Here is a 23923-nt window from a genome sequence, read left to right as displayed (position 1 = left end):
GACCGCTAAACCCACGACCGCTAAACCCACGACCGCTAAACCCACAATCAGTCAGCCCGCGGTTATTAAAGCCGCCAGTCGTCAGACCGAAATCACCGCACGTTTATAGGCCAGCAGAGTACCGTCCTCATTCTGCTCAATATTGAGCATAAACTCTTCATATCCCTCAGCCGGAAATACCGAATCACGGCCACTGGCCAGCGTACGGTCCTGTTCACCACGACTGCGGTACAGTTCATGGGTGGTGCATATCTCCCGGGCAAAGCTGTCGGAGAAGCAGAACTGCGACACAACATAATCGCCACTGCCATTGCGTACACGGAAATGAATATGAATGGTGCGCCCACGGTACCAGCCCGGGAAGCAGGTTTTGAAATTCACCCGGCCATCGGCATCTGTGGTCTGTTCGCCGCGGAACCAGGTACTGGCCACCGCTTCTGAGTTATTACTGGTGCAGAAACCGCCAGCCCAGGTGGAGGTATCGTCCACGTCCTCATCGCTGGTATCGCCGGAATACAGACCGCGCGTATCACAGTGCCAGATCTCAATCAGATAGCCGGCCAGCGGATTGCAGTCTTCATCCACCAGCTGCATGCAGAATTGCATTGGCAACCCGCTTTCACCTTCAGAAATATCCTCGCGCTCATTCACACCAATGTAACAGGGGCCGACCGTCAGGTTCTGCGTCAGGGAAAGAGAGCAGCTGCCTGAAGATGAGAAAATCGAGGTGTCAGGGAAATCCGCTGTGATCAGGTCCGTGCCGCCCGATGCCCAGTCAGAGGTCGCGCTCAGATCAGTATCTGTGCCGCTGTCGGGTAAACCGGAATCACTGCTGCGGTTGCCGGAAGACGAGGAAGAACCGCAGGCGGTGAGGCTCATAAAAGGCGCAGCCATCAGCAGGGAGCCACCAAGGGACAGAAGCTTTCTGCGCTTCAGAGGTTTGAGTGTCATAACATTTCTTCAGGTAGGGAAAGAAGGAAAACAGCCATAATTCTGCCGCCCCGGCGCGCTGCCGCCAACCCGGTTTGGCTATTCAGGCAAATCTTTACCCTGCCTGACACAGCAACAACACAACGGCGATCACACATCCGCCGCAGGAGAACACTTTCATTCGGCTGAATTTCAGTTAAAATAGCCGGTTCAGAAGATTTTAATGTACTGACTTATCAAGGTACTCAACGTACCCCATATTAATCGTACTTAACGTACCCACAGGAATACCCATGGCACGCGTAACCGTAGAAGATTGCTTAACCAACGTTGATAACCGCTTTGAGCTGGTCATGCTGGCCACCAAACGTGCCCGTCAGATCGCGGTACAGGGTGCAGAGCCTCTGGTTGCTGAAGAAAACGACAAGCCTACCGTTCTGGCTCTGCGTGAAATCGCAGAAAGCCTGGTGACCCCAACCACTATGGCCGCACAGGAAGCTGCAGCAGAACAGGCAGATCAGCAGCACTTTTAAGCTGCTGCAGGAATCAAGCTTAAGTGCCCACAGTAGATGCTTTATCGGAGCGGCTTTCCCATTATCTGAACGCAAGTCAGATTCAGCAGGTTTGCCGCGCCTATTTCTACGCCGAACAGGCTCATGATGGTCAGCGCCGCCGCAGCGGCGAACCTTACATCATCCACCCTCTGGCTGTTGCCAACATCCTCGCCGATATGCACCTCGACCATCAGAGTCTGATGGCCGCTATGCTGCATGACGTGATTGAAGATACCGGTGTGCCCAAATCCGCCCTCGCCGTGCAGTTCGGTGATGTGGTCACGGAACTGGTGGACGGTGTTTCCAAGCTGACCAATATCCATTTCGAAAGCAAAGAAGAGCAGCAGGCTGAGAACTTCCAGAAGATGGCCATGGCCATGGCGCGTGATATCCGCGTTATTCTGGTAAAACTCGCCGACCGTCTGCACAACCTGCGCACCCTGGGCTCCCTGCGCCCGGATAAACGCCGCCGTATTGCCCGGGAAACACTGGATATTTACGCACCGATCGCCAACCGCCTGGGTCTCAACAGCATCCGCGTGGAAATGGAAGATCTGTGCTTCGAAGCCATGTACCCGATGCGTTCGGAGATGATCCGCAAAGCGGTTGCTGCCGCCCGCGGTCACCGTTCCGAAGTGGTTAACAACATTGCCACCGCTGTGCGTGGCCGCCTGACCGAAGTGAATATTTCTGCCCGGGTGGTTGGCCGAGAGAAGCATCTGTACAGCATCTACAGCAAAATGCGTGATCAGCGTAAATCACTGAGCGATATTATGGATGTGTACGGCTTCCGTATTATCTGTGACTCCGTTGATTCCTGTTACCGCATTCTTGGCGCCCTGCACAGCCTGTATAAGCCGATTCCCGGCCGCTTCAAAGATTACATCGCCATTCCGAAAACCAACGGCTATCAGTCACTGCATACCACTTTAATTGGTATTGGTGGCCTGCCGGTGGAAATGCAGATCCGTACCGAAGAAATGGAAGCCATGGCCAACCATGGTATTGCCGCTCACTGGCTGTATAAAGCCGAAGGCGATCACACCAGCGGCACCCAGCGTGCGCGCCAATGGGTACAGAACCTGCTCGAACTGCAGAAAAATGCCGGCAGCCCGATCGAATTCGTTGAGCACGTAAAAGTCGACCTGTTCCCGGACGAGATTTACGTCTTCACGCCGAAAGGCAAAATCATGGAACTGCCGAACGGCACCACCGCCATCGACTTCGCTTATGCAGTACACACCGATGTAGGCAATCACTGTATTGCCTGCCGCATTAACCGCCAGCTGGCGCCGTTAAGTGCCAAACTGCAGAACGGCCAGACAGTACAGATTGTGACCGCTCCGGCGGCGCAGCCGAATCCCGCCTGGCTCAATTTCGTGGTTACCGGTAAAGCACGTTCGAATATCCGTAATTACCTGAAGAGCCAGCGTCGCTCTGAATCCGTTGCTCTGGGTGAGCGCCTGCTGAATAAAGCACTGGATGGCCTCGGTAAAACCCTCAGCGATATCGATCAGGCGCATCTGGATCTGGTACTGAAAGAAACCGGCATGGATTCGCTTGACGATCTGCTGGAAGACATTGGTTCCGGTAACCGTATGGCACCGCTGTTAGCGCGCCGCCTGCTGGTTGCCCACAAAGGCACTGAAGTGGATCTCGACAACGTGCACGAATCGCCGCTGGCGATCAAAGGCACGGAAGGTCTGGTGGTGAATTTCGCTAAATGCTGCAGCCCGATTCCCGGCGATCCGATTATTGGTTACGTCAGCTCCGGCCGTGGCCTGGTGATTCACACTGAGAACTGCAAAAACGTCGAAGAATTCCGCGATAATCCGGAAAAATGCGTCATTCTCAGCTGGGATAAAGACATCGACAGCGAGTTTACCGTGGACCTCAAAGTCTATCTGGAAAACCGGCGTGGCATTATTGCCGAGCTGGCCAGCGCCGTCACTCAGGCGGAAGCCAACATCGAGAAAATCAGTGTCGAAGAACGCGATGCCCGCCTCAGTGTCACTCACCTGACCCTGAGCATTCACGGCCGTAAACATCTGGCACGCACCATCCGCCGCCTGCGTACCATACGCGGCGTTAACAAGATCGTCCGCACCCGTAATCAGTCTGGCAGTTAATTCCCACTGCCGGTTTACCCTCTTGCCTTACGTAAAAAGGAAGCAAACATGGCCCGCGAAATTATTCACACTGATAAAGCCCCTGCCGCCATCGGTACCTACTCTCAGGCTGTCAAAGTAAACGACACTGTGTATCTGTCCGGTCAGATTCCACTGGTGCCGGAAACCATGGAAATCGTCGAAGGCGGTATCGAAGAACGCATTCATCAGGTATTTAAAAACCTGACTGCTGTGTGTGAAGCCGCAGGCGGTTCGCTGCAGCAGATCGTGAAGGTAAATATTTACCTGACTGACCTCGGCAACTTCGCCAAAGTGAATGAAATCATGGCGCAGTACTTTGCCCAGCCATACCCAGCCCGTGCAGCAGTGGGCGTAGCCCAACTGCCAAAAGACGCCGGTGTGGAAATGGAAGCGGTGATGGTGCTGGATTAATTTCCGCGCTGTTTCAGGCTGCAAAAGCCCATAAAAAAAGCGCTCCACTGAGCGCTTTTTTTATGCCTGACCTCTTCAACCTGACCTCTTCAGCCTGAAAACGAAGCGGAAAAATGAAAATCAGACCAGTCCCATCTCGATCAGCATCTCATCGTAGCCTTCACGATAATTGCTGTATTTAAATTCATAACCCAGAGCGCGCAGACGCTTATTGGAACAGCGGCGGTTGGCACGGCGCGTCGCTTCCGGTACATCGTGGTCTGGCTCAACATCGCCAATACGATCTTTCATCCATTCCAGTACATCGAACAGCGTTGCAGGTTCGTCGTCGGTCGCGAGATAAATTTCTTCCAGCGCTTCACCGGAAATGGCTTTGCTGACCAGCAGTTCCAGCACACCGACACAATCATCACGGTGGATGCGGTTGGTCCACACCGGCGGCTCAGGGTCGCAATGACTGCCGGTCTGCGCCTGGCGGATCATACGGGTACGGCCGGGGCCATAAATACCGGTGAAACGCACAACCGTTGCTGGCGCTTTGTCTTTCAGCAGGGCTTCTTCCGCCGCCAGCATTTCTTTACCGGCGAAACTGGTTGGGTTGGTTTCTGAGGTTTCATCCACCCACTCACCATCCATCTGATGGTAAACACTGGAGCTGGAAACAAAGAAACTATGCTTCAGCGTCTGATCTTTCAGTGCACGCAGAATGTGCTTCAGACCACGATAGTAGTACTCATGATAGCCTTCTTTGGAAAACGCCGGCGACGCCACGCTGTACACCAGAATATCGAGATTCTCCGGCAGGTCTTCCAGCGTGTCCGGTTCAGCAACGTCGGCCTGAATCAGTGTCACACCCTCAGCCAGAGGCTTGTCGGAACGTCTGAGTCCCCATACCTCGTGCCCGGCCGTCACCAGTCTTTCTGCCAGATGTCCACCGATATCACCGGCGCCCACGATCAGAATACGAGCCATAGTAATTTCTCCTGCGCTTTGCGATGTGCCCTTTTTGTTGGAAATCAGGACTTCAGCCAATATGCGCATCTTACGTGGCTTTCAGTCTTTATCCAGCCCCTGTATAAAGGTAACATCAATAGGTATGTTAAATCGTAGCTCTGAAAATCATACAGGCTGACAATAAGCGAGGCGTTTATGACCCTTACTGAACTCAAGTACATCGTCACTCTGGCGCAGGAACGCCATTTTGGCCGCGCGGCAGAGAAATGTTTTGTCAGCCAGCCAACCCTGAGTGTGGCCATTAAAAAACTCGAAGGTGAGCTGGACGTTGCCATCTTTGAACGCAGCAAGAGCTCAGTGTCTGTTACGCCTCTGGGTGAACGTATCGTCGCTCAGGCGCAGCGTGTACTGGAAGAAGCCCGCACCATCAAAGAGCTGGCCAATTCAGGTAAGGATCAGCTCAGCTCACCGATGAAACTGGGTGCGATTTTTACCATCGGGCCATATCTGTTCCCGCATCTGGTGCCACAGATTCATCAGCAGGCACCGACGATGCCGCTGTATCTGGAAGAGAATTACACCGGCGTACTGCGCCGTCAGCTGCGAGACGGTGAACTGGATGCCATAATCGTCGCCCTGCCGTTTACCGAGCCGGACGTACTGACCCGCCCGCTGTACGATGAAAACTTTGTTGTGGTGCTGCCGAAGAATCACCCCTGGACCAAACAGGATGAAATTGAAGCCGACCAGCTGGCCGATGAAGATCTGCTGATGCTGGGCGAAGGTCACTGCTTCCGCGATCAGGTGTTTGAGTTCTGTCCGGCGCTGACGCGCAAGCACCACACGCGTTTAGGCAGTGTGCTGGAAGGCAGCTCACTGGAAACACTGAAACACATGGTGGCCACCGGGCTGGGGATTACTGTGCTGCCGGAATCGGCGGTGAGTAATCTCGATCAGACGCTGGTCGCTACCAAACCGTTTAAACAGCCGGGGCCACACCGCACCGTGGCACTGGCGTGGCGGGCAAGCTTCCCCCGCGGTCAGGCCATCGACCTGCTGCTGGAAACCGCTGGCCGCTGCCGGCTCGACACCCCACGTTGAGCTGAGAGATTGCCATGGCTCTGCTGAGTCAGCTCACTGACCTGAAAGGCGTTGGCCCCAAACTCGCGGGTCAGCTGGAAAAACTGCAGATCCGCACGCTGGCGGATCTGTATTTTCACCTGCCCTTCCGTTATGAAGACCGCTCCCGCGTCACTCCCATCGGCGGCGTGCAGCCGATGCGCTCCGTGGTGATTCAGGGCGAGGTCAAAGGCTCAAATGTACTGTTCGGCAAACGCCGCAGCCTGCTGGTCAAAGTGCAGGATCACACCGGCGTGGTGAATCTGCGTTTTTATCACTTCAATGCTGCGCAGAAAAAACAGTTCAGTACCGGTGCCACCGTGCGTCTTTATGGCGAACCAAGAAGAGGCGCCAGCGGGCTGGAGTTCTATCACCCGGAATATCAGATCATTGAAGATGGCCTCGACCTGCCGCTGGAGCCCAGCTTAACGCCGGTGTATCCGGCCACCGATGGCATCAGCCAGCAGCGTCTGCGCTTATTACACGAGCAGGCGCTGGAACATCTGCACAACAACGAAGTCGATTTAACCGATATGCTGCCGCAGGAATGGCTGCAGCAATGGCGCTTACCAACCTTAAAAGAAGCCCTGTTGTTTCTGCACAATCCACCACGCGACACGCGGCTGGAATTACTGGAAAGCGGTCAGCACCCGGCACAGCGTCGGCTGATTCTCGAAGAGTTACTCGCCCACCAGCTGTCGCTGTTTAAAATCCGTGCTCAGGTTCAGGCCGATCAGGCGCCGGCAATAAAACCGGCCAGCACACTGCGGCAGAAGTTACTGGCGCAACTGCCATTCAAACCCACAGGCGCGCAGCAGCGGGTTACCGGCGAAATCGAAAAAGACATCCAGCAGCCCTACCCCATGCTCAGATTAGTACAGGGTGATGTCGGCTCCGGTAAAACCCTGGTAGCGGCGATGGCGGCCTGCGACGTACTGGAAGCCGGTTATCAGGTGGCGTTAATGGCCCCGACGGAAATTCTCGCCGAACAGCATCTGCAGAATTTATCCGGCTGGTTTGAGCCACTGGGCATATCCATGGGCTGGCTGGCCGGTAAAGTAAAAGGCAAAGCGCGGGAAAAATCCCTCGCCGAAATCGCCAGTGGTGACGCTCAGTTAGTAGTCGGTACCCACGCGCTGTTTCAGGATGAAGTTCAGTTCGCCCGGCTGGGTCTGATCATCATCGACGAGCAGCACAGATTCGGTGTGCATCAGCGTTTATCCCTGCGCGAAAAAGGCGAGCAGCAGGGCATGCAACCGCATCAGCTGATCATGACCGCCACGCCGATTCCACGCACGCTGGCGATGAGCGCTTACGCCGATCTCGACACTTCAGTAATCGATGAGTTACCGCCCGGACGCAGTCCGATTACCACGGTGGCGATTCCCGATCAGCGCCGCCCGGAAGTGATTCAGCGGGTAAACAGCGCCTGCGCCAGTGTCGAGCAGGGTGGTGAAGGCGCGCAGGCTTACTGGGTCTGTACCTTAATTGAAGAAAGCGAGGCTCTGCAGTGTCAGGCCGCGGAAAACACCGCCCAGGAACTGGCCGAAGCCCTGCCCCATCTGCGTATTGGTCTGGTGCACGGGCGCATGAAAGCCGCCGAAAAAGCCGATGTTATGGCACGCTTCAAAGCACACGAGCTGGATTTGCTGGTCGCCACCACCGTGATCGAGGTGGGTGTTGATGTGCCTAACGCCAGCTTAATGATTATCGAAAACCCCGAGCGTCTGGGCCTTGCTCAGTTGCATCAGCTGCGTGGCCGGGTGGGACGTGGAGCCGCCAAAAGCCATTGCGTGCTGCTGTATAAATCACCGCTGTCGTTTGTCAGCAAACAACGGATTCAGGTGATGCGCGACAGCCAGGACGGTTTCTATATTGCCGAACAGGATCTGCAGATCCGCGGCCCCGGAGAAATGCTCGGCACCCGCCAGACCGGTCTGCAGATGCTGCGCGTGGCAGACCTTCAGCGTGACGGCGATCTGCTGCCCCAGGTACGCGATATGGCTCAGCAGATCTGGACCCAACACCCCCGGGCAGTCGAACCTCTGATCCAGCGCTGGCTGGGCGATGCCGAACGCTTCGCATCGGTGTAAAGAACAGGCCAGGCTGACCAACTGCAATATCCCCTCGCCTTCCACCCAGCAAACGCACCGGACAAAACCATCAGATCCATCCGGGCGGATTGTAAAATTTTCCGCTGCTGACCAACGTTTATTAACCAAAGGTTACGCAACTTATACCGGATTCAGTCTCCAGCTAAGGCGAAAGTGGCCGATAAAAGCTGACATCAGACAACAAATTATCATTTGTCGCAGAACACTCTGTGTTCTGCCCAAAAAAATCCGGCGCTCCGCCTTTGCTTGTCTATATTTAAACGACACAGTAACGCTCAAATTGGAATTGTTATGGCCATCCCAGCTAGCGTAATGAAAGTTCTGGATGACTGGAAAATCCGCTACTCCGTTCCCGATGATGAGGATATGTTCAGACTTATGCAGAGCAACCCTCCGGCTTCGTATTCAGCCCGGGTCGCCAACGTGATCTTTCTGAAAGACGACCACGGAAAGGTTCAGGTTGTTATACCGGGTAACCGTATTCTTGATCTTAACCAGCTGGCACATCAGCTGGGACGGCAATTTACGGCCCTGTCTGCGGATGAACTGACCCGTCTGAAAAACAAACACGGATTGTCCGAATTTCCGGCTCTGCCTCAGGTCACTCAGATCGACAGCCTGATCGACAGTAATCTGCTCAATGAAAAAGAGCTCTTTATCGTCACCGGCGAAGACAACACCTGGATCAAGATCCCGACGGAACAGTTCCGTCATCTGATCAGCAGTTCGCGCACCGGTAATTACACCGCGCCGCTGCTGACCGATGTGCACTACAACGATGAGCAGCAGGATCTGGAGGACGTGAATGCCGCGATCCGCCAGTTTACCCCGCTGCGCATTCAGCAGCGTCTGGCTGAAACGCTGGATCTGCCACCACTGCCGGAAACCGCACGCCGCATTATCGAACTGCGGGTCGACCCTAACGCCGATACCCAGTCACTGGCAGAAGTCGTTGAACTCGATCCGGCCATGTCAGCGCAGGTGGTCAGCTGGGCACGTTCGCCGTATTACGGCGTGCGCGGTGAAATTAAAAACGTCGAAGATGCGGTGCTGCGTGTACTGGGCTTCGATCTGGTGATTAACCTGGCCTTAGGCCTGTCGTTGGGCCGTACCCTGTCGGTGCCGAAAGAAGGCCCCCACGGCTATGCCCCCTTCTGGCAACAGTCTGTGGTAACCGCCACGCTGTGCTCTGAACTGGTCAGGCTGATGCCGGCGCGCTACCGGCCGTCTCAGGGTCTGGCTTATCTGTGTGGTCTGCTGCACAACTTTGGCTTCCTGATTCTCGGCCACGTTTTTCCGCCGCAGTTCTCTCTGGTGAATCGTCATATCGAAGCGAACCCGCACATCAACCGCTTCTATATCGAACGCCACCTGCTCGGCATGACCCGCGAACAGATTTCCGCCTGTCTGCTCCAGCAATGGAAAATGCCGGAAGAACTGGTAACCGCCACACGCCAGCAGCACAACCCGGAATTCGAAGGTGAGCACAGCGAATTTTCGCGCCTGCTGTACGTTGCCGGACGCAGCCTGAGAAGCAATGGTTTTGGCGATGGGGCACGGGAAAAACCAGAACTTTATGTACTGGATTCACTCGGCCTGACGCAGGAATCCGTCGATGAAGTGACGCAGAATATTCTGTCGCGCCTCGACGACCTGGGTGAGCTGGTGCAGATGCTGAAAGGCAAATAATGGGCGTTTCTGAACCTTAAAAAACAACCATAAAAGACAGCCATAAAGAACACCCAATAAAAAAGCCGCAGATGCGGCTTTTTTATTGGCGGTCAGATCTTATCCGGCCGCCAGCTGTTTACGCACGCCGGACAGCCACAGCTGCATTTCCGGGCGGGTGTAGAGCTGAATGATTCTTTCCAGGTCGTTATTCGGTGTCGAACGGTGCACGTAAAACAGGAATTCCAGCACATCCTGTTCAAGTCCGGCCTGCCAGTCCTGTGGTGGCTTCCAGTCACTGATAACCGCTTCCAGTTGGGGATAAACCTGCTCACGCGTGGCTTTCAGCAATGCGGAAAACTGCATCGCCTGATCCAGCTTACGGATCAGCTCCAGTCGTGCGCCACCTACTGGGTTAGCACGCAGCCGCTGAATATAGCTGTTGTAAGCCGGCCCGGACTGCTGACCAATGGCCTGCAGTTCTTTGCTGCGCACATCTTTCAGGGTATTGCTGTCGAGGGTCTGCTCCAGACGGTCACGCTGGGTTTTATTGAGCTTTGCCGTCAGCACAGAAATCAGATTCTGCTGCAGTACCGTTGGCGCCCATTGTGACGCCAGACGGTCGACCACATCGAACTGCTGGCCGATAGGCGCCGCCTGTTCATTCAGCACCTGCTGAGCAATATTGCGCGCCTGTTCACTGAGGCCGGTGAGGCCTGAGATACGCACAATATTTTCCGCCTGCAGCAGCTCAGGATCGGGCTGCGCTTCAGCGATCGCAGAATCTTCTTCGCCGACCGCTGCGGACTGCACCTGCAGGTCAGTCGTTTCAATTGCCTGTACCTGCACACTGAAGGCTGCAAACGCAGCCAACAGAGATAACGAGCGTAACATCAAGCCTGTTCTCCAGCCTTTGGATTATTGAAGGTGTCCAGATCAATGGCGTTCTCACTTTTCGCCACCACCACAGACACCATTGAGTCACCGGTGATATTCACCGCGGTGCGCATCATATCGAGAATACGGTCGACACCAATGATCAGGGCGATACCTTCCAGCGGCAGGCCAACCTGTTGCAGCACCAGCGCCAGCGTCACCAGCCCCACTCCCGGCACACCAGCGGTACCGATAGACGCCAGCATAGCGGTCATAATCACCAGCAGATAGTCCGTCATCGACAGATCCAGCTGGAAGGCCTGAGCGATGAATACCGTCGCCACGCCCTGCATAATTGCCGTGCCGTCCATGTTAATGGTTGCACCAAGAGGAACCGCAAAAGAAGCCACACGGTTTTTCACACCCATGCGCTCTTCTACGGTACGCAGCGTGACCGGCACAGTCGCTGTGCTGGATGCTGTACTGAAAGCAAACAGCTGAGCGTTACGCATTTTGCGCAGGAACATCCATGGTGACAGCCCGGACAGTCCTTTCAGAATCAGCGGATAGACCACGAAACCATGAATCAGCAGCGCACCAATAACGGTCAGCATGTACACCAGCAGGTCACCGACTTTACCTATCCCCTGCTGGGCAAACAGGGTGAACAGCAGACAGAACACACCGTAAGGAGCGAATTGCATCAGCATGGTCACCAGCTTCATCAGTACTTCGTTCCAGTCATTGAAGTGCGCACCGATGCGTTCGCCATGATCGCCACTGCGACCAATGGCAACACCGATCAGCAGGGCGAAAACAATCACCTGCAGCATATTGCCCTGGGCCATGGCGGCGATTGGATTGGTCGGGAAGATATTCACCAGTACGTCGATCAGCGGCATCGCCACCGGCGGTTTGAATTCGGCATCCAGCGCCATGTTAACGCCTTCACCAGGACGGAACAGGGTTGCTAACAGCAGTGCCAGACTGATCGCGACACCCGTGGTGATCAGATAGAGGGCAATGGTTTTGCCACTGAGCCAGCCCAGTGAACTCTGATCGCGCAGATGGCAGACGCCGCATACCAGAGAAACAAACACCAGAGGCACCACCAGCACCTTGAGACTGGCGACGAAGAGCTTGCCACCCAGCAGGAAAAGCCCCTGACTGAGCAGATCATTGAGCACATAGTGCAGTGTGGAATTGAGGTCCGGATTCTGCAGCAGCTGCTGGGTAATACTGCCCAGCACAACCGCCGCAATCATCGCGATCAGGATTTTACCTGTTAAATTCATAGGGGCTTCCTGTCGTCCGGACCTCACTGCGACGGCAGAAAGTCCCGGCGTTATTTTTTCTTGCGTGGCTTCAGATACTTGCTGACACTCTGGAACCACATCACCAGCGACAGGTCGCCATCAATGGTGATGTCTTTGTCCTGAATACCTTTCATAAAGGCATTCTTGTCTTTCGACGTCAGAATATTCAGACCGGTATCGGCGTCTTTAAAGCTAATGGTAAACGCCGGATCTTTATGAGCTCGGCCTTTACTGCTGATGGCATTGTCGGACACAGTGAACTGTCGGGCAATACCACCATCAGCTGTCTGTAACTGAAAAGCAAAATTCTTGCCTTCCAGCTGCTTGCGGAAATCAGGGTTTTTCTTCGCTGCTTTTTTCATGATCAGGGACAGAGCCCACAGCAGCATACGGAACTTAAACATGCGTAATCCTCGGTTTACGGACAGGATCAGGACTCCTGGGTGTTCGGGTCGTCCTGAAAGAGGCGCGATTGTGCCAGAATGGGCATCTTTTTCAAAAGACCTTCTTTTCCTAAGCGGCGCATATGGCGGCGGTTACGTTCCGGGATTTTCTCTGGCTGGGCCACACTCGCCAGCGCGGCTTCAATATCCGCTTCACGGATAATGTGCAGCATGGGGTACGGCGAACGGTTGGTAAAATGGCTCATGTCGTCTTCATCCTCACCTTCGAACAGGTAATGCGGATGAAAGGTTGCCAGCTGTAACAGGCCTTCATAACCCATCTGCACCAGCAGGTTGTCGCAGATTAACGACCAGTTCCAGTAATCGTCAAAGTGGGCAAACTGATTGGGAATAACAAACAAGGCAGTGGGGATCTGTGCCGGATCAGCCTCTGCCACTTCACTCAGCAGAGCCATAAATTCCATGGTGACCTGTTCCGCATCGGAACTGTCACTGACATCAATACGAAGGTTCTGTAAAACGGGGTGAGCGAAGGGACAGAGCCCTTCGCCAACGACGAGCTGAGTGACCCACTCTCGGGTCAGCAGCTCAGGCGTACTTATTGTACTGTCTCTTTCAGAGCTTTACCGGCTTTGAAAGCTGGTACTTTTGCAGCTGCGATGGTGATTGGTTCACCAGTCTGTGGGTTTTTGCCCTGACGCTCTGCACGGTTACGAACTTCAAAGGTACCGAAGCCGATCAGGCTTACGGAATCACCTTCGCTCAGTGCTTTGGCGATCTGGTCAGTGATCGCAGTGATCACTTCTGCAGCTTTTTCTTTGCTCAGGTCTGCTTTTTCAGCAATGGCCGCAGCCAGTTCTGGTTTACGCATGGAAAATTATCCTTATTGGATTGTGATATTGCCCCCGGTTCCGCGGGGGATGTAGTAACAATATACGGGTTGCTCAGGGCATGATGGCAGGCAACGCCTTGTTGAGTGCTACTTTATTCATAACCCTGGCTCCGGTCAAAGCATAGCCCAGCAATTCGCCGTTTTCGGCGCGAAATTCTGCCTGAACGTCGTTGCCATCGGACTCAATCTGCCACGAACCCGCATTTTCATCGGCAGGAACTGCCACAACTACGGGCAGTGCCGGTGTTTTTACGGTCACTGGCATGGCACCGAATACAACCTCTGTGGGCGTACCATTGAGCGTCTTCGCCAGCGCCCGGGAGCAGGTCATCAAAGGCATCACGTACAGCAGCACATGACCACAGACTTCCGCACAGTCGCCCAGCGCATACACATCAGCGGCGGAAGTCTGCAGCTGGCGGTCAGTGACCACCCCTCGATTGACCTTAAGACCGGCTTTCACCGCCAGATCCAGGCGCGGACGCAGACCAATGGCTGACACCACCAGATCCGCGGCAATCACTTCACCATTGCTCAGGGTAACCTGAACGCCGTCACCGGCGTTATCCACCCGGCTGACCACCGGGCCGATGTGAAAACGCACGCCCAGTTGCTCAAGGCTGTTCTGCACAGCATCCGCTGCGGTTTTCGGCAGCAGTGCCGGCAATGCCTGATCGCCCGGCGCCACCACATCAATGTCGAAACCACCGGCAGCCAGATCGTTGGCGTATTCCATCCCGATCAGGCCTGCGCCCATAACCACCACCTTCTTTTTGCCTTCGGCGGCAGCACGGAAGCGGCTGTAGTCCTGCAGATCATTGATGGAGAAAATACGCTCACCGCCATCACCAGCCAGGCGAGGCTCTATTACTCCCGCTCCCCAGGCCAGCACAAGCTTGCTGTATGCCACCGGCTCCTGACCGATAAAAATGCGGTGGGCATCGGTATCAATGCCGGTCACGCGGGTGTTGTTACGCACCACGATATTGAGCTGCTCAGCCATATCGGCAGCGCTGGCCATGGCCAGTTCATCGGCGCTTTTATTCTTGCTGAAGCCGGTGGACAGCATCGGCTTGGAGTAATTGCGGCCGTCGTCGGCACAGATAATCTGAATGGGTTGGTCACAGCCCAGCTTGCGCAGTTCTTTAACCAGGTTATATCCGGCCAGACCTGCGCCGATCACAATAATGGGATCAGCATTGGAAGATGCCTGTGTTGTCATTGTTGTGTCCTGTAGTGCTCTGTAGTGCTCTGTAGTGATTGCTGCGCTGAGAGCGTGTCAGAGAGTGCTCAGTGACCGGCCAGCCACAGCAGCGTGCGCATAAACCGGCATGAACGAAAAGAAGAACAGCGCCGTTCCCGTGCTGCCGCCGATGCGGCACACAGAAAACGACGCTGATAAGGCTCAGATTTCGATCATTTCGAAATCGTCTTTGCCCACACCGCAATCCGGGCAGATGAAGTCGTCCGGGATATCTTCCCAGCGCGTACCCGGTGCAATACCTTCTTCCGGGGCGCCGGCTTCTTCATCATAAATCCAGCCACAGACAACACATTGCCACTTTTTCATTGTTATTCCTGCTCAAAATCCGGTGAAAATAAGGAGCCCACAGAACGGGCTGAGTGGCGGTAAAGTACCAGCAGGGCCGGTAAAATCAACGGTCTTTTGCGGGCAATTGGCCGGCGCACAGGACTGTTACTGCGGCTGACCTTGCCCCCCGCAGCAATTTCACGCATCCTCGCGCCTTTGATTTTCTTATATTTATCCGGGCCCGCGCCTGTACCGGAAGCCGTTTTCATCACCCGGTTGAGTCGCTGACGGGCTTCCGGCCGTTAAAGAGTCTGTGTTTTCTATGTATCAGGATCAACTGGCCATCGCTCCCCTGCTGTTCCCGCTGTCAGCCTCTTGGTCAGTGCGCCACCGCTATCCGCCCTTTCTGCTGACACCCCTTTGGCGCGACTGGCTGCTGGACGAAGGATCTCTGACGGCCCGCTTGTCTGGTCTGCAGCCGGGCACATTCAATGTGCAGCTGCTGCGCGAATACCGCACCACGCCAACCCCAGTTGAGCGTCAGCAACTCAGGCTTGGCCAGCAGCAGAAGGTCTGGGTCCGTGAAGTGGTTCTGCGTCTGGGCGACAAACCTCTGGTCTATGCCCGCACTGCGGTGCCGCTGTCGACCCTGACCGGCAGTGAACGCCGCCTGCAGTATCTGGGTGAACAGTCGCTGGGCAGCTACCTGTTCCGGCAGCCGTCGCTTGAACGCACGCCGCTTAAGGTCAGCCACTGCAGAAAAAACCGTCTGGGGTTACAATGGGCGCGCTATTCGCTGTTCAGACTGAAAGGCAAACCTCTGCTGGTAACTGAAGCCTTCTCTGAGCATCTGCTGGAATTCATCTGACCGGAACACTGTGCATGACTGCGTTGACTGAACTGCTGAACCGCCACTGGCCGCAATGGCAGGACTGGATCGCCATCACCCGTTTTAACCGCCCTATTGGCTCCTACCTGCTGCTTGGTCCCACCCTGTGGGCACTGTGGATTGCCGCAGAAGGCATGCCGGATCTGCATCTGCTGGTGATTTTTGTCGTCGGTGTATTCCTGATGCGCTCCGCCGGCTGCATCATCAATGACTTTGCCGACCGCAAAGTCGATGGCTTTGTTAAGCGCACCGCGCAACGGCCAATGGCCACCGGCCGTATTTCTTCCCGCCAGGCGCTGACCGGTTTTGCCGTACTGGTGTTCGCCGCATTTCTGCTGGTACTGCTGACCAACAAGCTGACGGTGATGCTGTCATTCGCTGCCCTGGGGCTGGCCTCGCTTTATCCGTTCATGAAGCGCTACACCCATCTGCCGCAGGTTTTTCTCGGCGCCGCCTACTCCTGCTGTATTCCGATGGCCTTCGCCGCACAGACCGGTAACGTACCGGAAGTTGCCTGGCTGCTTTATATCGCCAACCTGTCGTGGACCGTGGCGTACGACACCATGTATGCCATGGTCGACCGCGACGATGATGTCAACGTGGGGATCAAATCCACCGCGGTACTGTTCGGTGATCTTGATATTGTGATGATCGGCATCCTGCAGGCCGTCACGCTGTTCTGCCTGCTGGCAGCAGGCAGTCAGCTGCTGTTGGGCTGGCCGTATTATGCTGCCGTTGCCGCCGGCGCCGTATTCTTTATCTGGCAACTCTGGGCCATCCGCTCGCGTGAACGGGAGCCCTGCTTTACCGAATTCCTGCGCAGTTACTGGTTCGGCCTGATCATCTGGCTGGGTATTGCAGCACACTACTGGCTGACTCAGGCGTCGGTATAAACCCGTAAAAGTTCCTCTAATACTGCCACTGTCACATCGTTGTAACATTGCACCAGTGTAATACCTGCGCAATAAGGGTATATGACACTTACGTGACGACTATGACAAAAGCAGGCAAAAGGGTGTTAATCGTCGATGACGAAGCACCGATTCGAGAAATGATCGCCGTGGCGCTGGAAATGGCAGGCTACGAGTGCCTGGAAGCCGCCAGCGTACAGGAAGCACACTCCCATATCGTGGATCACAAGCCCGATATGGTACTGCTCGACTGGATGTTACCGGGCACCAGTGGTGTGGAATTCGCCCGTCGCCTGAAACGCGATGACATGACAGCGGAAATGCCGATCATCATGCTCACCGCCAAAGGTGAGGAAGACAATAAAGTCCAGGGGCTGGAAGCCGGCGCCGACGACTACATCACCAAACCATTTTCTCCACGCGAACTGGTAGCACGCCTGAAAGCCGTGCTGCGCCGGGCAACACCGCAGGGCGTGGAAGAACCGATTGAAGTCAGTGGCCTGATGCTGGATCCGGTGTGCCACCGGGTGACCTCCAACAGCAAACCGGTTGAAATAGGCCCGACGGAATACCGTCTGCTGCAATTCTTTATGACCCATCAGGAACGCGCTTATTCCCGCGCGCAGCTGCTGGATCAGGTATGGGGCGGCAACGTGTACGTGGAAGAACGTACCGTGGATGTACACATCCGCCGTCTGCGTAAAGCATTGGGTAAAGCGCACGAGCATCTGATTCAGACCGTTCGCGGCACCGGCTATCGTTTTTCTACCAAAGCTTCCTGATGGCTCAATGATGAGCCGGACCCTTAAGGACCTGATATGACCCCGGTCTGGCGCAGGGAGCTGCGCCGTATCAGCTTACTGCTGATCATCACCTTTGCCCTGGATTACTTCACAGGCCTCCATGGCTGGAGCGTTGTTGCGGTTCTGGTCTGTTATATCGGCTGGAATATGCTGCAACTGTCACGGCTTTACCGCTGGCTGGCCTCTGGTCAGATTGACAGCCTGCCATCCAGTTACGGTATCTGGGGCAGTGTGTTTGCAGAAACCCGCCGCCTGCAGAACCGCAGCCTCAAACATCAGCAGAAGTTGCAGGCCATCATCAACCGTATTCAGGATTCCACCGCCGCACTGCAGGACGCTGTGCTGATGGTCGACAGCCATGGCAATCTGGAATGGTGGAACCAGGCGGCACAGCGCTTTCTTGGTCTGAAATCACCGGTCGACGTGGGCCAGCCGATCACCAACCTGATCCGTGATCCATCTTTTAAAGCCTATTTTGATCAGGCCGACTACAGCGACCCGCTGACCATGGCCTCGCCGGTCAACAAACATATCCACCTGCAGTTCAACATCACTCAGTTTGGCCGCCGCGACCGCCTGATGCTGGTACACGATGTCACCCGACTGAAGCAGCTGGAACAGATGCGCAAAGATTTCGTCGCCAACGTCAGCCATGAACTGCGCACACCGCTGACGGTGCTGGCCGGTTATATCGAAACCATGGACATGAACTCAGACATTCTGCCGGAACGCTGGCAGCGCATGCTCAAACAGATGGGCAGCCAGAGCCTGCGCATGGAAGCCATTATCAAGGACCTGCTGACCCTGTCACGGCTGGAAACCAGCGCCAAAGAACACCCGGCGCAGGTACAGATCCAACCTTTGTTAGAACAGATAGCGGCCGATGCCCGGGCACTGAGTCAGGGACGCGGGCACACCATCACCTTATCCACAGAAGGGCCGGTTGCACTGCTGGGCTACACAGACGAACTGCGCAGTGCCTTTTCCAATCTGGCATTCAACGCGGTGAAATACACCCCGGATGGCGGGCATATCGAATTAATCTGGCGGGAAAGAGAAGGCCGCGCGGAGTTCTGCGTAAAAGACGACGGGGTCGGTATTGCCGACCATCATATCCCGCGGCTGACTGAACGCTTTTACCGTGCTGATCCGAGCCGCAGTAAAGAAACCGGCGGTACCGGACTCGGTCTGGCCATCGTTAAGCATGTGCTGCTGCGCCATGACGGTGAGCTGTACATAGAGAGTACACCCGGCAAGGGCAGCTGCTTCTGCTGCCACTTCAATGCCCAGAGCGTGATTACCGAACTGGCCTCCTAGTGCACGCCCATGCCGGTTGCTGCGAGTCTTAACCTGTTCAGCGCACTTTAGCGATAAAGCGCGACAGTGTGGCGAGCTTTTCCGGATCATCATCCACGTAGCGGATGATCATCTGAATGGTACTGGCATCCGGATGCGGCTCCTGTGCCTGCATCATGCGCACATAACCGTTAATCCGCGCGACCTCACCATTTTCCTGATCGACAATATCCAGCACCGCCTGCTCCAGCAGTGCCGGTAAATCACCTTCGCGGCGGAATACGCCAATCAGCTCCTGCAGACTGATGTCCTTGATCACCAGCTTTACAGTGCCGCCGTTACCAAAACGCACATTGGCCAGCCCGCGCGCCCGGGCTGCGGCCTTCGCCGGCGCTTTATCTTCCGCTTTTGCAGAACCTCCGGTCAGCAGAGAAGCTGAATCCGATGCCGGTTTTGCTTCTGCCTTCTGCGCAGGTGCGGCGTTACCCATCAATACCGATGCACCGCCAAGGTCTGCCCCTTTCACCGGGCTGGCGGGAGATGATGCTGGTTTAGCGCCGAGCAGGCTGGCGGAATCAGCGGTCGCGGGATTAGCCACCGCTTTCTGATCAGGCTTCACTTTCAGGTGTTTCCACACCAGCTTAGTGAGCTTGGCGACAAAGTTATCGCGGGTGAAAGGTTTGCCGATGTACTCAGACACACCGGACTGCACCGCTTTCAGCACGTGATCACGCTCGCCACGACTGGTGATCATCATAAATGGCACCGGCTTATAACGCTCATCACTGCGCATCCATTCCAGTACTTCAAGACCTGATACTTCGGGCATCTCCCAGTCACACAGCACCAGATCCACTTTATTGGCTTTCATAATGCTGATGGCTTTGCCGCCATCCGTGGCTTCGTGTAACTGACAGCCGGGATAGGTATCCCGCACCGCCTTCTTAACAAGGTCGCGGATGAACGCTGCGTCATCCACCACCAGGATATTCAGAACCGCCATGCTCCAGCCTTTATTGTCTGCCTTCGCATTCAGCTTAGTTCACCCGTGACGGATTGCCCTCCAGCGTCAGCGGCAGACGCTCACAACGCATCAGGGTGGCGCCGATCACCGCCGCTGGCATCACAAACCAGTTCACCACCGGGATCATCATCAGACCCGCCACCAGCATGCCAAAGCCGAGCGCGGTAAAACTGTCTCTGGCGAGAATCTTACGTACTTCACGGAAATCCCGGCCGTTATTATCGAAGGAATAATCGACATACTGCAGGGCCACAACCCAGCTGCCGAACCAGAACCACAGGAACGGACTGGCCAGATTCACCACTGGCACAAAGCTGAGAATCACCAGCACCAGGTAGCGCGGCAACAGGTAGCCGAGCTTGGTCAGCTCCCGGGCAAAGGTGCGTTTGGTAATGGACCACAGGGATTCTTCCGGCAGAACATTGCCCTGCTGACGTTCCACCCCCTCACTGAGCAGACCGTTAAACGGACTGGCCAGGGTGACCAGCACAGTGGAAAACAGATAGGCCATAACAAACAGCATGGTCAGCAGTGCCAGAGGCATCAGCAACCAGTAAAGCCATTCCAGCCAGCCCGGCAACCAGCCCACCAGCTGATCAATCCAGCTGCTGATTTTACTTCCGCCCCACCAGGTGGCGGCACTCATAATAATAATGTTCATCAGCAGTGGCAGAACCACATAACGCCGCAGCCCCGGGGCTTTCAGAGCTGAAAAACCGCGCCCGAGATACTGCATACCAATGAGGGGATTACCTTTCATCTTACTTCTGTCCTTACTTTATCTGCCGCTGACCAGACATCCACCCCGGTTAGCTATACAATGCCGCGCGCCGGGCTGATGAGCCCGGACACACGATACTCCTGTTCAGACGAGCCATACAGAGAAAACTGCCCGTGACGCCCGACCGTCTCGAAAAAATTCAGCGCACACTCAACCTGCGCCAGCCTGATCTGACCGTACTCACCGATGAAGTTCAGAAAGACCGCAACCTGTCGGCTATTGTCCGCAGTGCGGACGCCTTTGCAATTCCCAAAGTACATTGTGTGTGGGAAGGCAACACTTACCATATTTCCCGCAATCAGGCCGCCGGAGCCGGCACCTGGGTGGACGTCGTCACCCATGACACCATCACCGACGCCATCAGCGATCTGCAGGCCGAGGGCTTTAAAGTCTGTGCCGCGCATTTTACCGACCGGGCCATTGATTACCGCACTTATGATTTCACTCAGCCTACGGCGCTGCTGCTCGGTGCCGAGCGTGAAGGTGTATCTGATGAAGCAGCCGAAGCCTGTGACGAACACCTGATTATTCCTATGCTGGGCATGACACAGTCGTTCAATGTATCCGTTGCCGGTGCACTGATCCTGAGTGAGGCGGCGCGTCAGCGGGAACTGGCGGGCATGTACAAAGAACGCCGTATCAGCGATGAAGAATATGAGCGTCTGCTGTTTGAATGGTGTCAGCCACAGATCACCGCCTTCTGTCAGGAGCGCGGACTGCCCTACCCGGCACTGGGTGAAGACGGCGAACTGGCCGATCCTCAGGGCTTTTCCAATATGATCAACGGACGCGGCTGAACTGCCAGGCTGCTGTTCGCGCAGACAATGTCATCTGCGCGCGCTCAATACGCTGATAGCGGAAGTCCTGACTGAGCAGACTCAGCAGAGCACTTTTCAGCCGCGGGCTGATCCGCCCGCCAAGCAATACCAGACGGATGGCCTTCGGCGGCAGATACAACAGCCATTGCGTCTGCCCACCGACCTGAATGGTTTTATCCACCTCCGCACGCGGCAGAATCAGGCGCTGCTGCGCCAGCGGCGAACGCTGCGGCGCATCAAATTGCAGACGCTCCGGAAACGTCAGCGGCCAATGTGATTCATAGCGTACCGCATGAAACTCAGCCTGAGGCCACTGCTGAACATCTATCCCCAGCCACACCGAACCATAACCGGCCTGACTCCAGGCCAGCGCACAACTGGCATCGCTGTAACCTTCGCGCCACAGCCAATCCTGTGGTTGTCCCTGCTGCAACTGCGCCTGGGCGCGCTGCTTATCCACCATGGCCTGCTCAATCAGCGCACGCTTACCCTGTGCCTGCGTCAGGAAGGCATCAAAGGTTAACAGCCCCTGCAGATTGGCGGGCAGGCGCTGATATTCCGCCTGCATATGGCGCTGATAATCCTCCTCGCTGACGGCTGCCAGCTGCGGGCCGGTCTCGACCTCATAGCCCGGCAGATCACTGTGCTCAGGAGCTGACAAAGGTATCAGCCCACGCTTCAGTAACGGGACAATTTCGTCGGAAAAAGTCAGAAAAACCAGCCCATTTGGCGGAGTAATAATGTCAGTCATAAATCTGGTACGTTTGGACTAATCCAGAGCTTTAGGAAAAAACCCCTCTTCCGTGTGCGATATATCTCACAAACGGGTGGGATATTTAGGTAAATCAACCTATGCCATTAGGAAAACTACGCTGAGATTATTTATAAGTCATTGATTTTAAATGACTTATTTTTAATAAGCATCAGGCGATAGTCTCAGTATAGGAAACTTCAGCGCCCCGTATTGCGCGATTCTGCTATCTTTAATTCCACACGGAGGGACGCACTGCACGGATCGCAGTGATCAGGATGATACAGGCACGGATTGCCATCATGGATGAATTGACCAGTCAGGACGACTGAAAAGGACTTACCACCGCAAAGGATGCGGCAGGGATGACCGAAATCTAGATAGCCAGGAAGGCGCTAGGGTGCTGTGGCGGCCAGGACAGGATGTCCTGGCCGCCCGATTTTTTTGTGGCACCGGAAAATCTGCTTCCTTATCGTTCCGGTCCGGATGCAGCCATCTTCAGGATTCTGTTATTCCCTTATTTCAGTTCAGCCCATTCTCCGGCATGGTCATCAGCGGCTGTGATAACGTTCCGCCAGTACCCCCACCAGAATAAATGCACCGCCAACCAACAGCAGAAACATACCGGACGACAGCGTGCGCAGATAATGGTCGAGCATAGGTGTCAGCCACACAGATAACGCCCCGTAACCAAAGGTACAGAGCGCAATAAAAGCGCCCACTCTGAGCCAGACCGGCTGGCCACGCACCATTTTACGCAGCAGATCATTGATGGTATCGCCGAAAATCACCAGCAGCGTTGCAATCAGTGCCAGCGCAATATCATCCGTGTGTGGCCTGACGTAACCGGCCACCGTGTTTACCAAACTCATAGCTTCCTCCTTCTCAGGCGAAAAGATTAGCCACTCTGTCAGTCTGCCGCCATAGTGGTTACGAATGGAAACCAAGTGTTAACTCAAACCGGTGGTTTTTTGTTCAGCTTCTGCCATTCTGGAACAGTACGTTCAGCCAGATAATCAATCCGTTTCTTACATCATCCGACAAGGAGGGTTCTGTGGATAAGTTACCGCATCAGCTTGGTCAGCTCCTGCTGCGCCGCAAAGCCATTACGGAAACTCAGTTACAGGAAGCACTCAGCCTGCAGGCGGAACAGCCACAGCCTCTGGGGCAGGCGCTGATCGCGCTGGGCTATCTGGATGACAGGACGCTGGCCAGAACCTTACGCCAGCAACGCTGGCTGCGTCCCTGTGCTGCCTGTTTTGCCTTCATGAGCCCGTTTTCAGTCTGTGTGGCAGAACCTGCAGAGACAGACAGTGATTTCTCAGCCCAATGGCTGGAAGAAGCCAACTGGCATTATGTGGTCGACAGCGAACAGGCCAGTGCCCGCAATTCCGCCGATCTGCTGAAACTGGTCGCCATGACTGCCTGGGATGTGTATCAGGGGGAACCGGAAGCCGGCGAGATGCGCTATGCCGTCAGCCAGTCCGGTGACAACGGCTACCAGCTGGAAATGACGCTGCACTTCTGAGCCCGTAAACAGAGCCGCAGTGACCCGTCCTGATATACGTTGACGGTTTTCATTGAAGCCAGTTGAGTGATCAACTGGCTTTTTTGTGCACCTCTTCCGGGGGTTTCATCCCGAGGCTAAGGTGCGGCCTGAGCGTATTGTATGCCTCAATGCTTTCTTTCAGTACCGCCTCAAGGTCGCTTCTGGTCCGATATTTGTGGATC

General features: G+C 55.3%; 26 protein-coding genes. 12 read left to right on the top strand and 14 right to left on the bottom strand.

Features of this window, described 5'->3' with window-relative positions; genetic code table 11:
- Positions 1–81 precede the first annotated feature (81 nt).
- A complete protein-coding gene (locus B2Z72_RS02985) occupies positions 82–951 on the bottom strand; it encodes an intradiol ring-cleavage dioxygenase (protein WP_296983694.1) in 870 nt (289 codons plus the stop codon).
- Positions 952–1223: 272 nt separating this feature from the next.
- Between B2Z72_RS02985 and rpoZ the strand changes: the two genes are divergently transcribed.
- From rpoZ to B2Z72_RS02970, 3 genes are read left to right on the top strand one after another with little or no spacing between them, the layout of a single operon-like run.
- Complete coding sequence (gene rpoZ, locus B2Z72_RS02980) at positions 1224–1463, top strand: DNA-directed RNA polymerase subunit omega (RefSeq protein ID WP_296983695.1); 240 nt, start codon at positions 1224–1226, stop codon at positions 1461–1463.
- 23 nt (positions 1464–1486) lie between these two features.
- The gene (gene spoT, locus B2Z72_RS02975; RefSeq protein ID WP_296983696.1) at positions 1487–3613 is read left to right on the top strand and encodes a bifunctional GTP diphosphokinase/guanosine-3',5'-bis pyrophosphate 3'-pyrophosphohydrolase; all 2127 of its coding nucleotides are present in this window, start codon (positions 1487–1489) and stop codon (positions 3611–3613) included.
- A 48-nt stretch (positions 3614–3661) separates the two neighbouring features.
- Positions 3662–4045, top strand: coding sequence for a RidA family protein (locus B2Z72_RS02970; RefSeq protein ID WP_296983697.1), 384 nt, complete (start codon positions 3662–3664; stop codon positions 4043–4045).
- Between the two features lie 120 nt (positions 4046–4165).
- On the opposite strand, the gene B2Z72_RS02965 is transcribed toward B2Z72_RS02970, so the two are convergent.
- On the bottom strand, positions 4166–5017 hold the full coding sequence (locus tag B2Z72_RS02965) for an SDR family oxidoreductase (RefSeq protein ID WP_296983698.1): 852 nt from the start codon (positions 5015–5017) through the stop codon (positions 4166–4168).
- Between the two features lie 177 nt (positions 5018–5194).
- Here B2Z72_RS02965 and B2Z72_RS02960 point away from each other — a divergent pair, with 177 nt between their 5' ends.
- From B2Z72_RS02960 to B2Z72_RS02950, 3 genes are all read left to right on the top strand, one after another.
- Positions 5195–6100 (top strand): LysR substrate-binding domain-containing protein, encoded by a 906-nt coding sequence (locus B2Z72_RS02960; RefSeq protein ID WP_296983699.1) that lies wholly within the window; start codon positions 5195–5197, stop codon positions 6098–6100.
- Positions 6101–6114: 14 nt separating this feature from the next.
- Positions 6115–8211 carry an ATP-dependent DNA helicase RecG gene (gene recG / locus B2Z72_RS02955; RefSeq protein ID WP_296983701.1) on the top strand — a complete coding sequence of 699 codons (2097 nt, stop codon included), beginning with the start codon at positions 6115–6117 and terminating at the stop codon, positions 8209–8211.
- Positions 8212–8523: 312 nt separating this feature from the next.
- Positions 8524–9921, top strand: coding sequence for an HDOD domain-containing protein (locus B2Z72_RS02950; protein WP_296983702.1), 1398 nt, complete (start codon positions 8524–8526; stop codon positions 9919–9921).
- A 99-nt stretch (positions 9922–10020) separates the two neighbouring features.
- Here B2Z72_RS02950 and B2Z72_RS02945 read toward each other — a convergent pair whose 3' ends face one another.
- From B2Z72_RS02945 to B2Z72_RS02915, 7 genes are all read right to left on the bottom strand, one after another.
- The gene (locus tag B2Z72_RS02945; protein WP_296983703.1) at positions 10021–10794 is read right to left on the bottom strand and encodes a hypothetical protein; all 774 of its coding nucleotides are present in this window, start codon (positions 10792–10794) and stop codon (positions 10021–10023) included.
- On the bottom strand, positions 10794–12071 hold the full coding sequence (locus B2Z72_RS02940; protein WP_296983704.1) for a dicarboxylate/amino acid:cation symporter: 1278 nt from the start codon (positions 12069–12071) through the stop codon (positions 10794–10796). Before B2Z72_RS02940 ends, B2Z72_RS02945 begins: the two co-directional genes overlap by 1 nt.
- A gap of 50 nt (positions 12072–12121) precedes the next feature.
- Positions 12122–12496, bottom strand: a complete 375-nt coding sequence (locus tag B2Z72_RS02935; protein ID WP_296983705.1) for an SCP2 sterol-binding domain-containing protein — start codon at positions 12494–12496, stop codon at positions 12122–12124.
- Between the two features lie 26 nt (positions 12497–12522).
- Positions 12523–13080: a DUF1415 domain-containing protein gene (locus B2Z72_RS02930; RefSeq protein ID WP_296983720.1), complete on the bottom strand. Its 558-nt coding sequence runs from the start codon at positions 13078–13080 to the stop codon at positions 12523–12525.
- A 14-nt stretch (positions 13081–13094) separates the two neighbouring features.
- The gene (locus B2Z72_RS02925) at positions 13095–13367 is read right to left on the bottom strand and encodes an HU family DNA-binding protein (RefSeq protein WP_296983706.1); all 273 of its coding nucleotides are present in this window, start codon (positions 13365–13367) and stop codon (positions 13095–13097) included.
- Between the two features lie 73 nt (positions 13368–13440).
- On the bottom strand, positions 13441–14610 hold the full coding sequence (locus B2Z72_RS02920; protein ID WP_296983707.1) for an FAD-dependent oxidoreductase: 1170 nt from the start codon (positions 14608–14610) through the stop codon (positions 13441–13443).
- 183 nt (positions 14611–14793) lie between these two features.
- Positions 14794–14958, bottom strand: a complete 165-nt coding sequence (locus B2Z72_RS02915) for a rubredoxin (protein WP_296983708.1) — start codon at positions 14956–14958, stop codon at positions 14794–14796.
- 283 nt (positions 14959–15241) lie between these two features.
- On the opposite strand from B2Z72_RS02915, the gene B2Z72_RS02910 reads away from it, so the two are divergent.
- From B2Z72_RS02910 to phoR, 4 genes are all read left to right on the top strand, one after another.
- Positions 15242–15787, top strand: a complete 546-nt coding sequence (locus B2Z72_RS02910; RefSeq protein WP_296983710.1) for a chorismate--pyruvate lyase family protein — start codon at positions 15242–15244, stop codon at positions 15785–15787.
- Between the two features lie 14 nt (positions 15788–15801).
- Positions 15802–16701, top strand: coding sequence for a 4-hydroxybenzoate octaprenyltransferase (gene ubiA / locus B2Z72_RS02905; protein WP_296983712.1), 900 nt, complete (start codon positions 15802–15804; stop codon positions 16699–16701).
- Positions 16702–16802: 101 nt separating this feature from the next.
- Positions 16803–17501, top strand: a complete 699-nt coding sequence (gene phoB / locus B2Z72_RS02900) for a phosphate regulon transcriptional regulator PhoB (protein ID WP_296983713.1) — start codon at positions 16803–16805, stop codon at positions 17499–17501.
- A 36-nt stretch (positions 17502–17537) separates the two neighbouring features.
- The gene (gene phoR, locus B2Z72_RS02895; protein ID WP_296983715.1) at positions 17538–18839 is read left to right on the top strand and encodes a phosphate regulon sensor histidine kinase PhoR; all 1302 of its coding nucleotides are present in this window, start codon (positions 17538–17540) and stop codon (positions 18837–18839) included.
- Between the two features lie 37 nt (positions 18840–18876).
- Here phoR and B2Z72_RS02890 read toward each other — a convergent pair whose 3' ends face one another.
- Positions 18877–19821, bottom strand: a complete 945-nt coding sequence (locus B2Z72_RS02890; RefSeq protein WP_296983716.1) for a response regulator — start codon at positions 19819–19821, stop codon at positions 18877–18879.
- 34 nt (positions 19822–19855) lie between these two features.
- Positions 19856–20602: a sulfate transporter CysZ gene (gene cysZ, locus B2Z72_RS02885; protein ID WP_297004119.1), complete on the bottom strand. Its 747-nt coding sequence runs from the start codon at positions 20600–20602 to the stop codon at positions 19856–19858.
- A gap of 134 nt (positions 20603–20736) precedes the next feature.
- Between cysZ and trmH the strand changes: the two genes are divergently transcribed.
- Positions 20737–21420, top strand: a complete 684-nt coding sequence (gene trmH / locus B2Z72_RS02880) for a tRNA (guanosine(18)-2'-O)-methyltransferase TrmH (RefSeq protein WP_297004117.1) — start codon at positions 20737–20739, stop codon at positions 21418–21420.
- Here the strand turns inward: trmH and B2Z72_RS02875 are convergent.
- Entirely contained in the window at positions 21404–22192 is a 789-nt protein-coding gene (locus B2Z72_RS02875; protein ID WP_297004115.1) for a hypothetical protein, read from the bottom strand. The genes trmH and B2Z72_RS02875 overlap by 17 nt on opposite strands.
- Positions 22193–22743: 551 nt before the next feature.
- Positions 22744–23064: a DUF3392 domain-containing protein gene (locus B2Z72_RS02870; RefSeq protein WP_297004113.1), complete on the bottom strand. Its 321-nt coding sequence runs from the start codon at positions 23062–23064 to the stop codon at positions 22744–22746.
- A 182-nt stretch (positions 23065–23246) separates the two neighbouring features.
- Here B2Z72_RS02870 and B2Z72_RS02865 point away from each other — a divergent pair, with 182 nt between their 5' ends.
- On the top strand, positions 23247–23720 hold the full coding sequence (locus tag B2Z72_RS02865; RefSeq protein WP_297004111.1) for a hypothetical protein: 474 nt from the start codon (positions 23247–23249) through the stop codon (positions 23718–23720).
- A gap of 70 nt (positions 23721–23790) precedes the next feature.
- Here B2Z72_RS02865 and B2Z72_RS02860 read toward each other — a convergent pair whose 3' ends face one another.
- Entirely contained in the window at positions 23791–23922 is a 132-nt protein-coding gene (locus B2Z72_RS02860; protein ID WP_414716698.1) for an integrase core domain-containing protein, read from the bottom strand.
- Between the last annotated feature and the right edge of the window lies 1 nt (position 23923).

Origin of the sequence: Thalassolituus sp. UBA6592, assembly GCF_002433655.1 — a bacterium.
Lineage (GTDB): Bacteria > Pseudomonadota > Gammaproteobacteria > Pseudomonadales > Oceanobacteraceae > Venatoribacter.
The sequence above is the reverse complement of the archived record's forward strand: the minus strand, read 5'-3'. Positions and strand labels throughout refer to the sequence as shown.

Coding starts and splice junctions, on each gene's coding strand:
- B2Z72_RS02965 (WP_296983698.1), bottom strand. CDS start 5,017: ATGGCTCGTATTCTGATCGTGGGCGCCGGTGATATCGGTGGACATCTG.
- B2Z72_RS02920 (WP_296983707.1), bottom strand. CDS start 14,610: ATGACAACACAGGCATCTTCCAATGCTGATCCCATTATTGTGATCGGC.
- B2Z72_RS02985 (WP_296983694.1), bottom strand. CDS start 951: ATGACACTCAAACCTCTGAAGCGCAGAAAGCTTCTGTCCCTTGGTGGC.
- B2Z72_RS02960 (WP_296983699.1), top strand. CDS start 5,195: ATGACCCTTACTGAACTCAAGTACATCGTCACTCTGGCGCAGGAACGC.
- B2Z72_RS02925 (WP_296983706.1), bottom strand. CDS start 13,367: ATGCGTAAACCAGAACTGGCTGCGGCCATTGCTGAAAAAGCAGACCTG.
- phoB (WP_296983713.1), top strand. CDS start 16,803: ATGACAAAAGCAGGCAAAAGGGTGTTAATCGTCGATGACGAAGCACCG.
- recG (WP_296983701.1), top strand. CDS start 6,115: ATGGCTCTGCTGAGTCAGCTCACTGACCTGAAAGGCGTTGGCCCCAAA.
- B2Z72_RS02940 (WP_296983704.1), bottom strand. CDS start 12,071: ATGAATTTAACAGGTAAAATCCTGATCGCGATGATTGCGGCGGTTGTG.
- B2Z72_RS02935 (WP_296983705.1), bottom strand. CDS start 12,496: ATGTTTAAGTTCCGTATGCTGCTGTGGGCTCTGTCCCTGATCATGAAA.
- B2Z72_RS02915 (WP_296983708.1), bottom strand. CDS start 14,958: ATGAAAAAGTGGCAATGTGTTGTCTGTGGCTGGATTTATGATGAAGAA.
- B2Z72_RS02890 (WP_296983716.1), bottom strand. CDS start 19,821: ATGGCGGTTCTGAATATCCTGGTGGTGGATGACGCAGCGTTCATCCGC.
- rpoZ (WP_296983695.1), top strand. CDS start 1,224: ATGGCACGCGTAACCGTAGAAGATTGCTTAACCAACGTTGATAACCGC.
- B2Z72_RS02870 (WP_297004113.1), bottom strand. CDS start 23,064: ATGAGTTTGGTAAACACGGTGGCCGGTTACGTCAGGCCACACACGGAT.
- B2Z72_RS02875 (WP_297004115.1), bottom strand. CDS start 22,192: ATGACTGACATTATTACTCCGCCAAATGGGCTGGTTTTTCTGACTTTT.
- B2Z72_RS02970 (WP_296983697.1), top strand. CDS start 3,662: ATGGCCCGCGAAATTATTCACACTGATAAAGCCCCTGCCGCCATCGGT.
- B2Z72_RS02910 (WP_296983710.1), top strand. CDS start 15,242: ATGTATCAGGATCAACTGGCCATCGCTCCCCTGCTGTTCCCGCTGTCA.
- phoR (WP_296983715.1), top strand. CDS start 17,538: ATGACCCCGGTCTGGCGCAGGGAGCTGCGCCGTATCAGCTTACTGCTG.
- B2Z72_RS02945 (WP_296983703.1), bottom strand. CDS start 10,794: ATGTTACGCTCGTTATCTCTGTTGGCTGCGTTTGCAGCCTTCAGTGTG.
- B2Z72_RS02950 (WP_296983702.1), top strand. CDS start 8,524: ATGGCCATCCCAGCTAGCGTAATGAAAGTTCTGGATGACTGGAAAATC.
- cysZ (WP_297004119.1), bottom strand. CDS start 20,602: ATGAAAGGTAATCCCCTCATTGGTATGCAGTATCTCGGGCGCGGTTTT.
- ubiA (WP_296983712.1), top strand. CDS start 15,802: ATGACTGCGTTGACTGAACTGCTGAACCGCCACTGGCCGCAATGGCAG.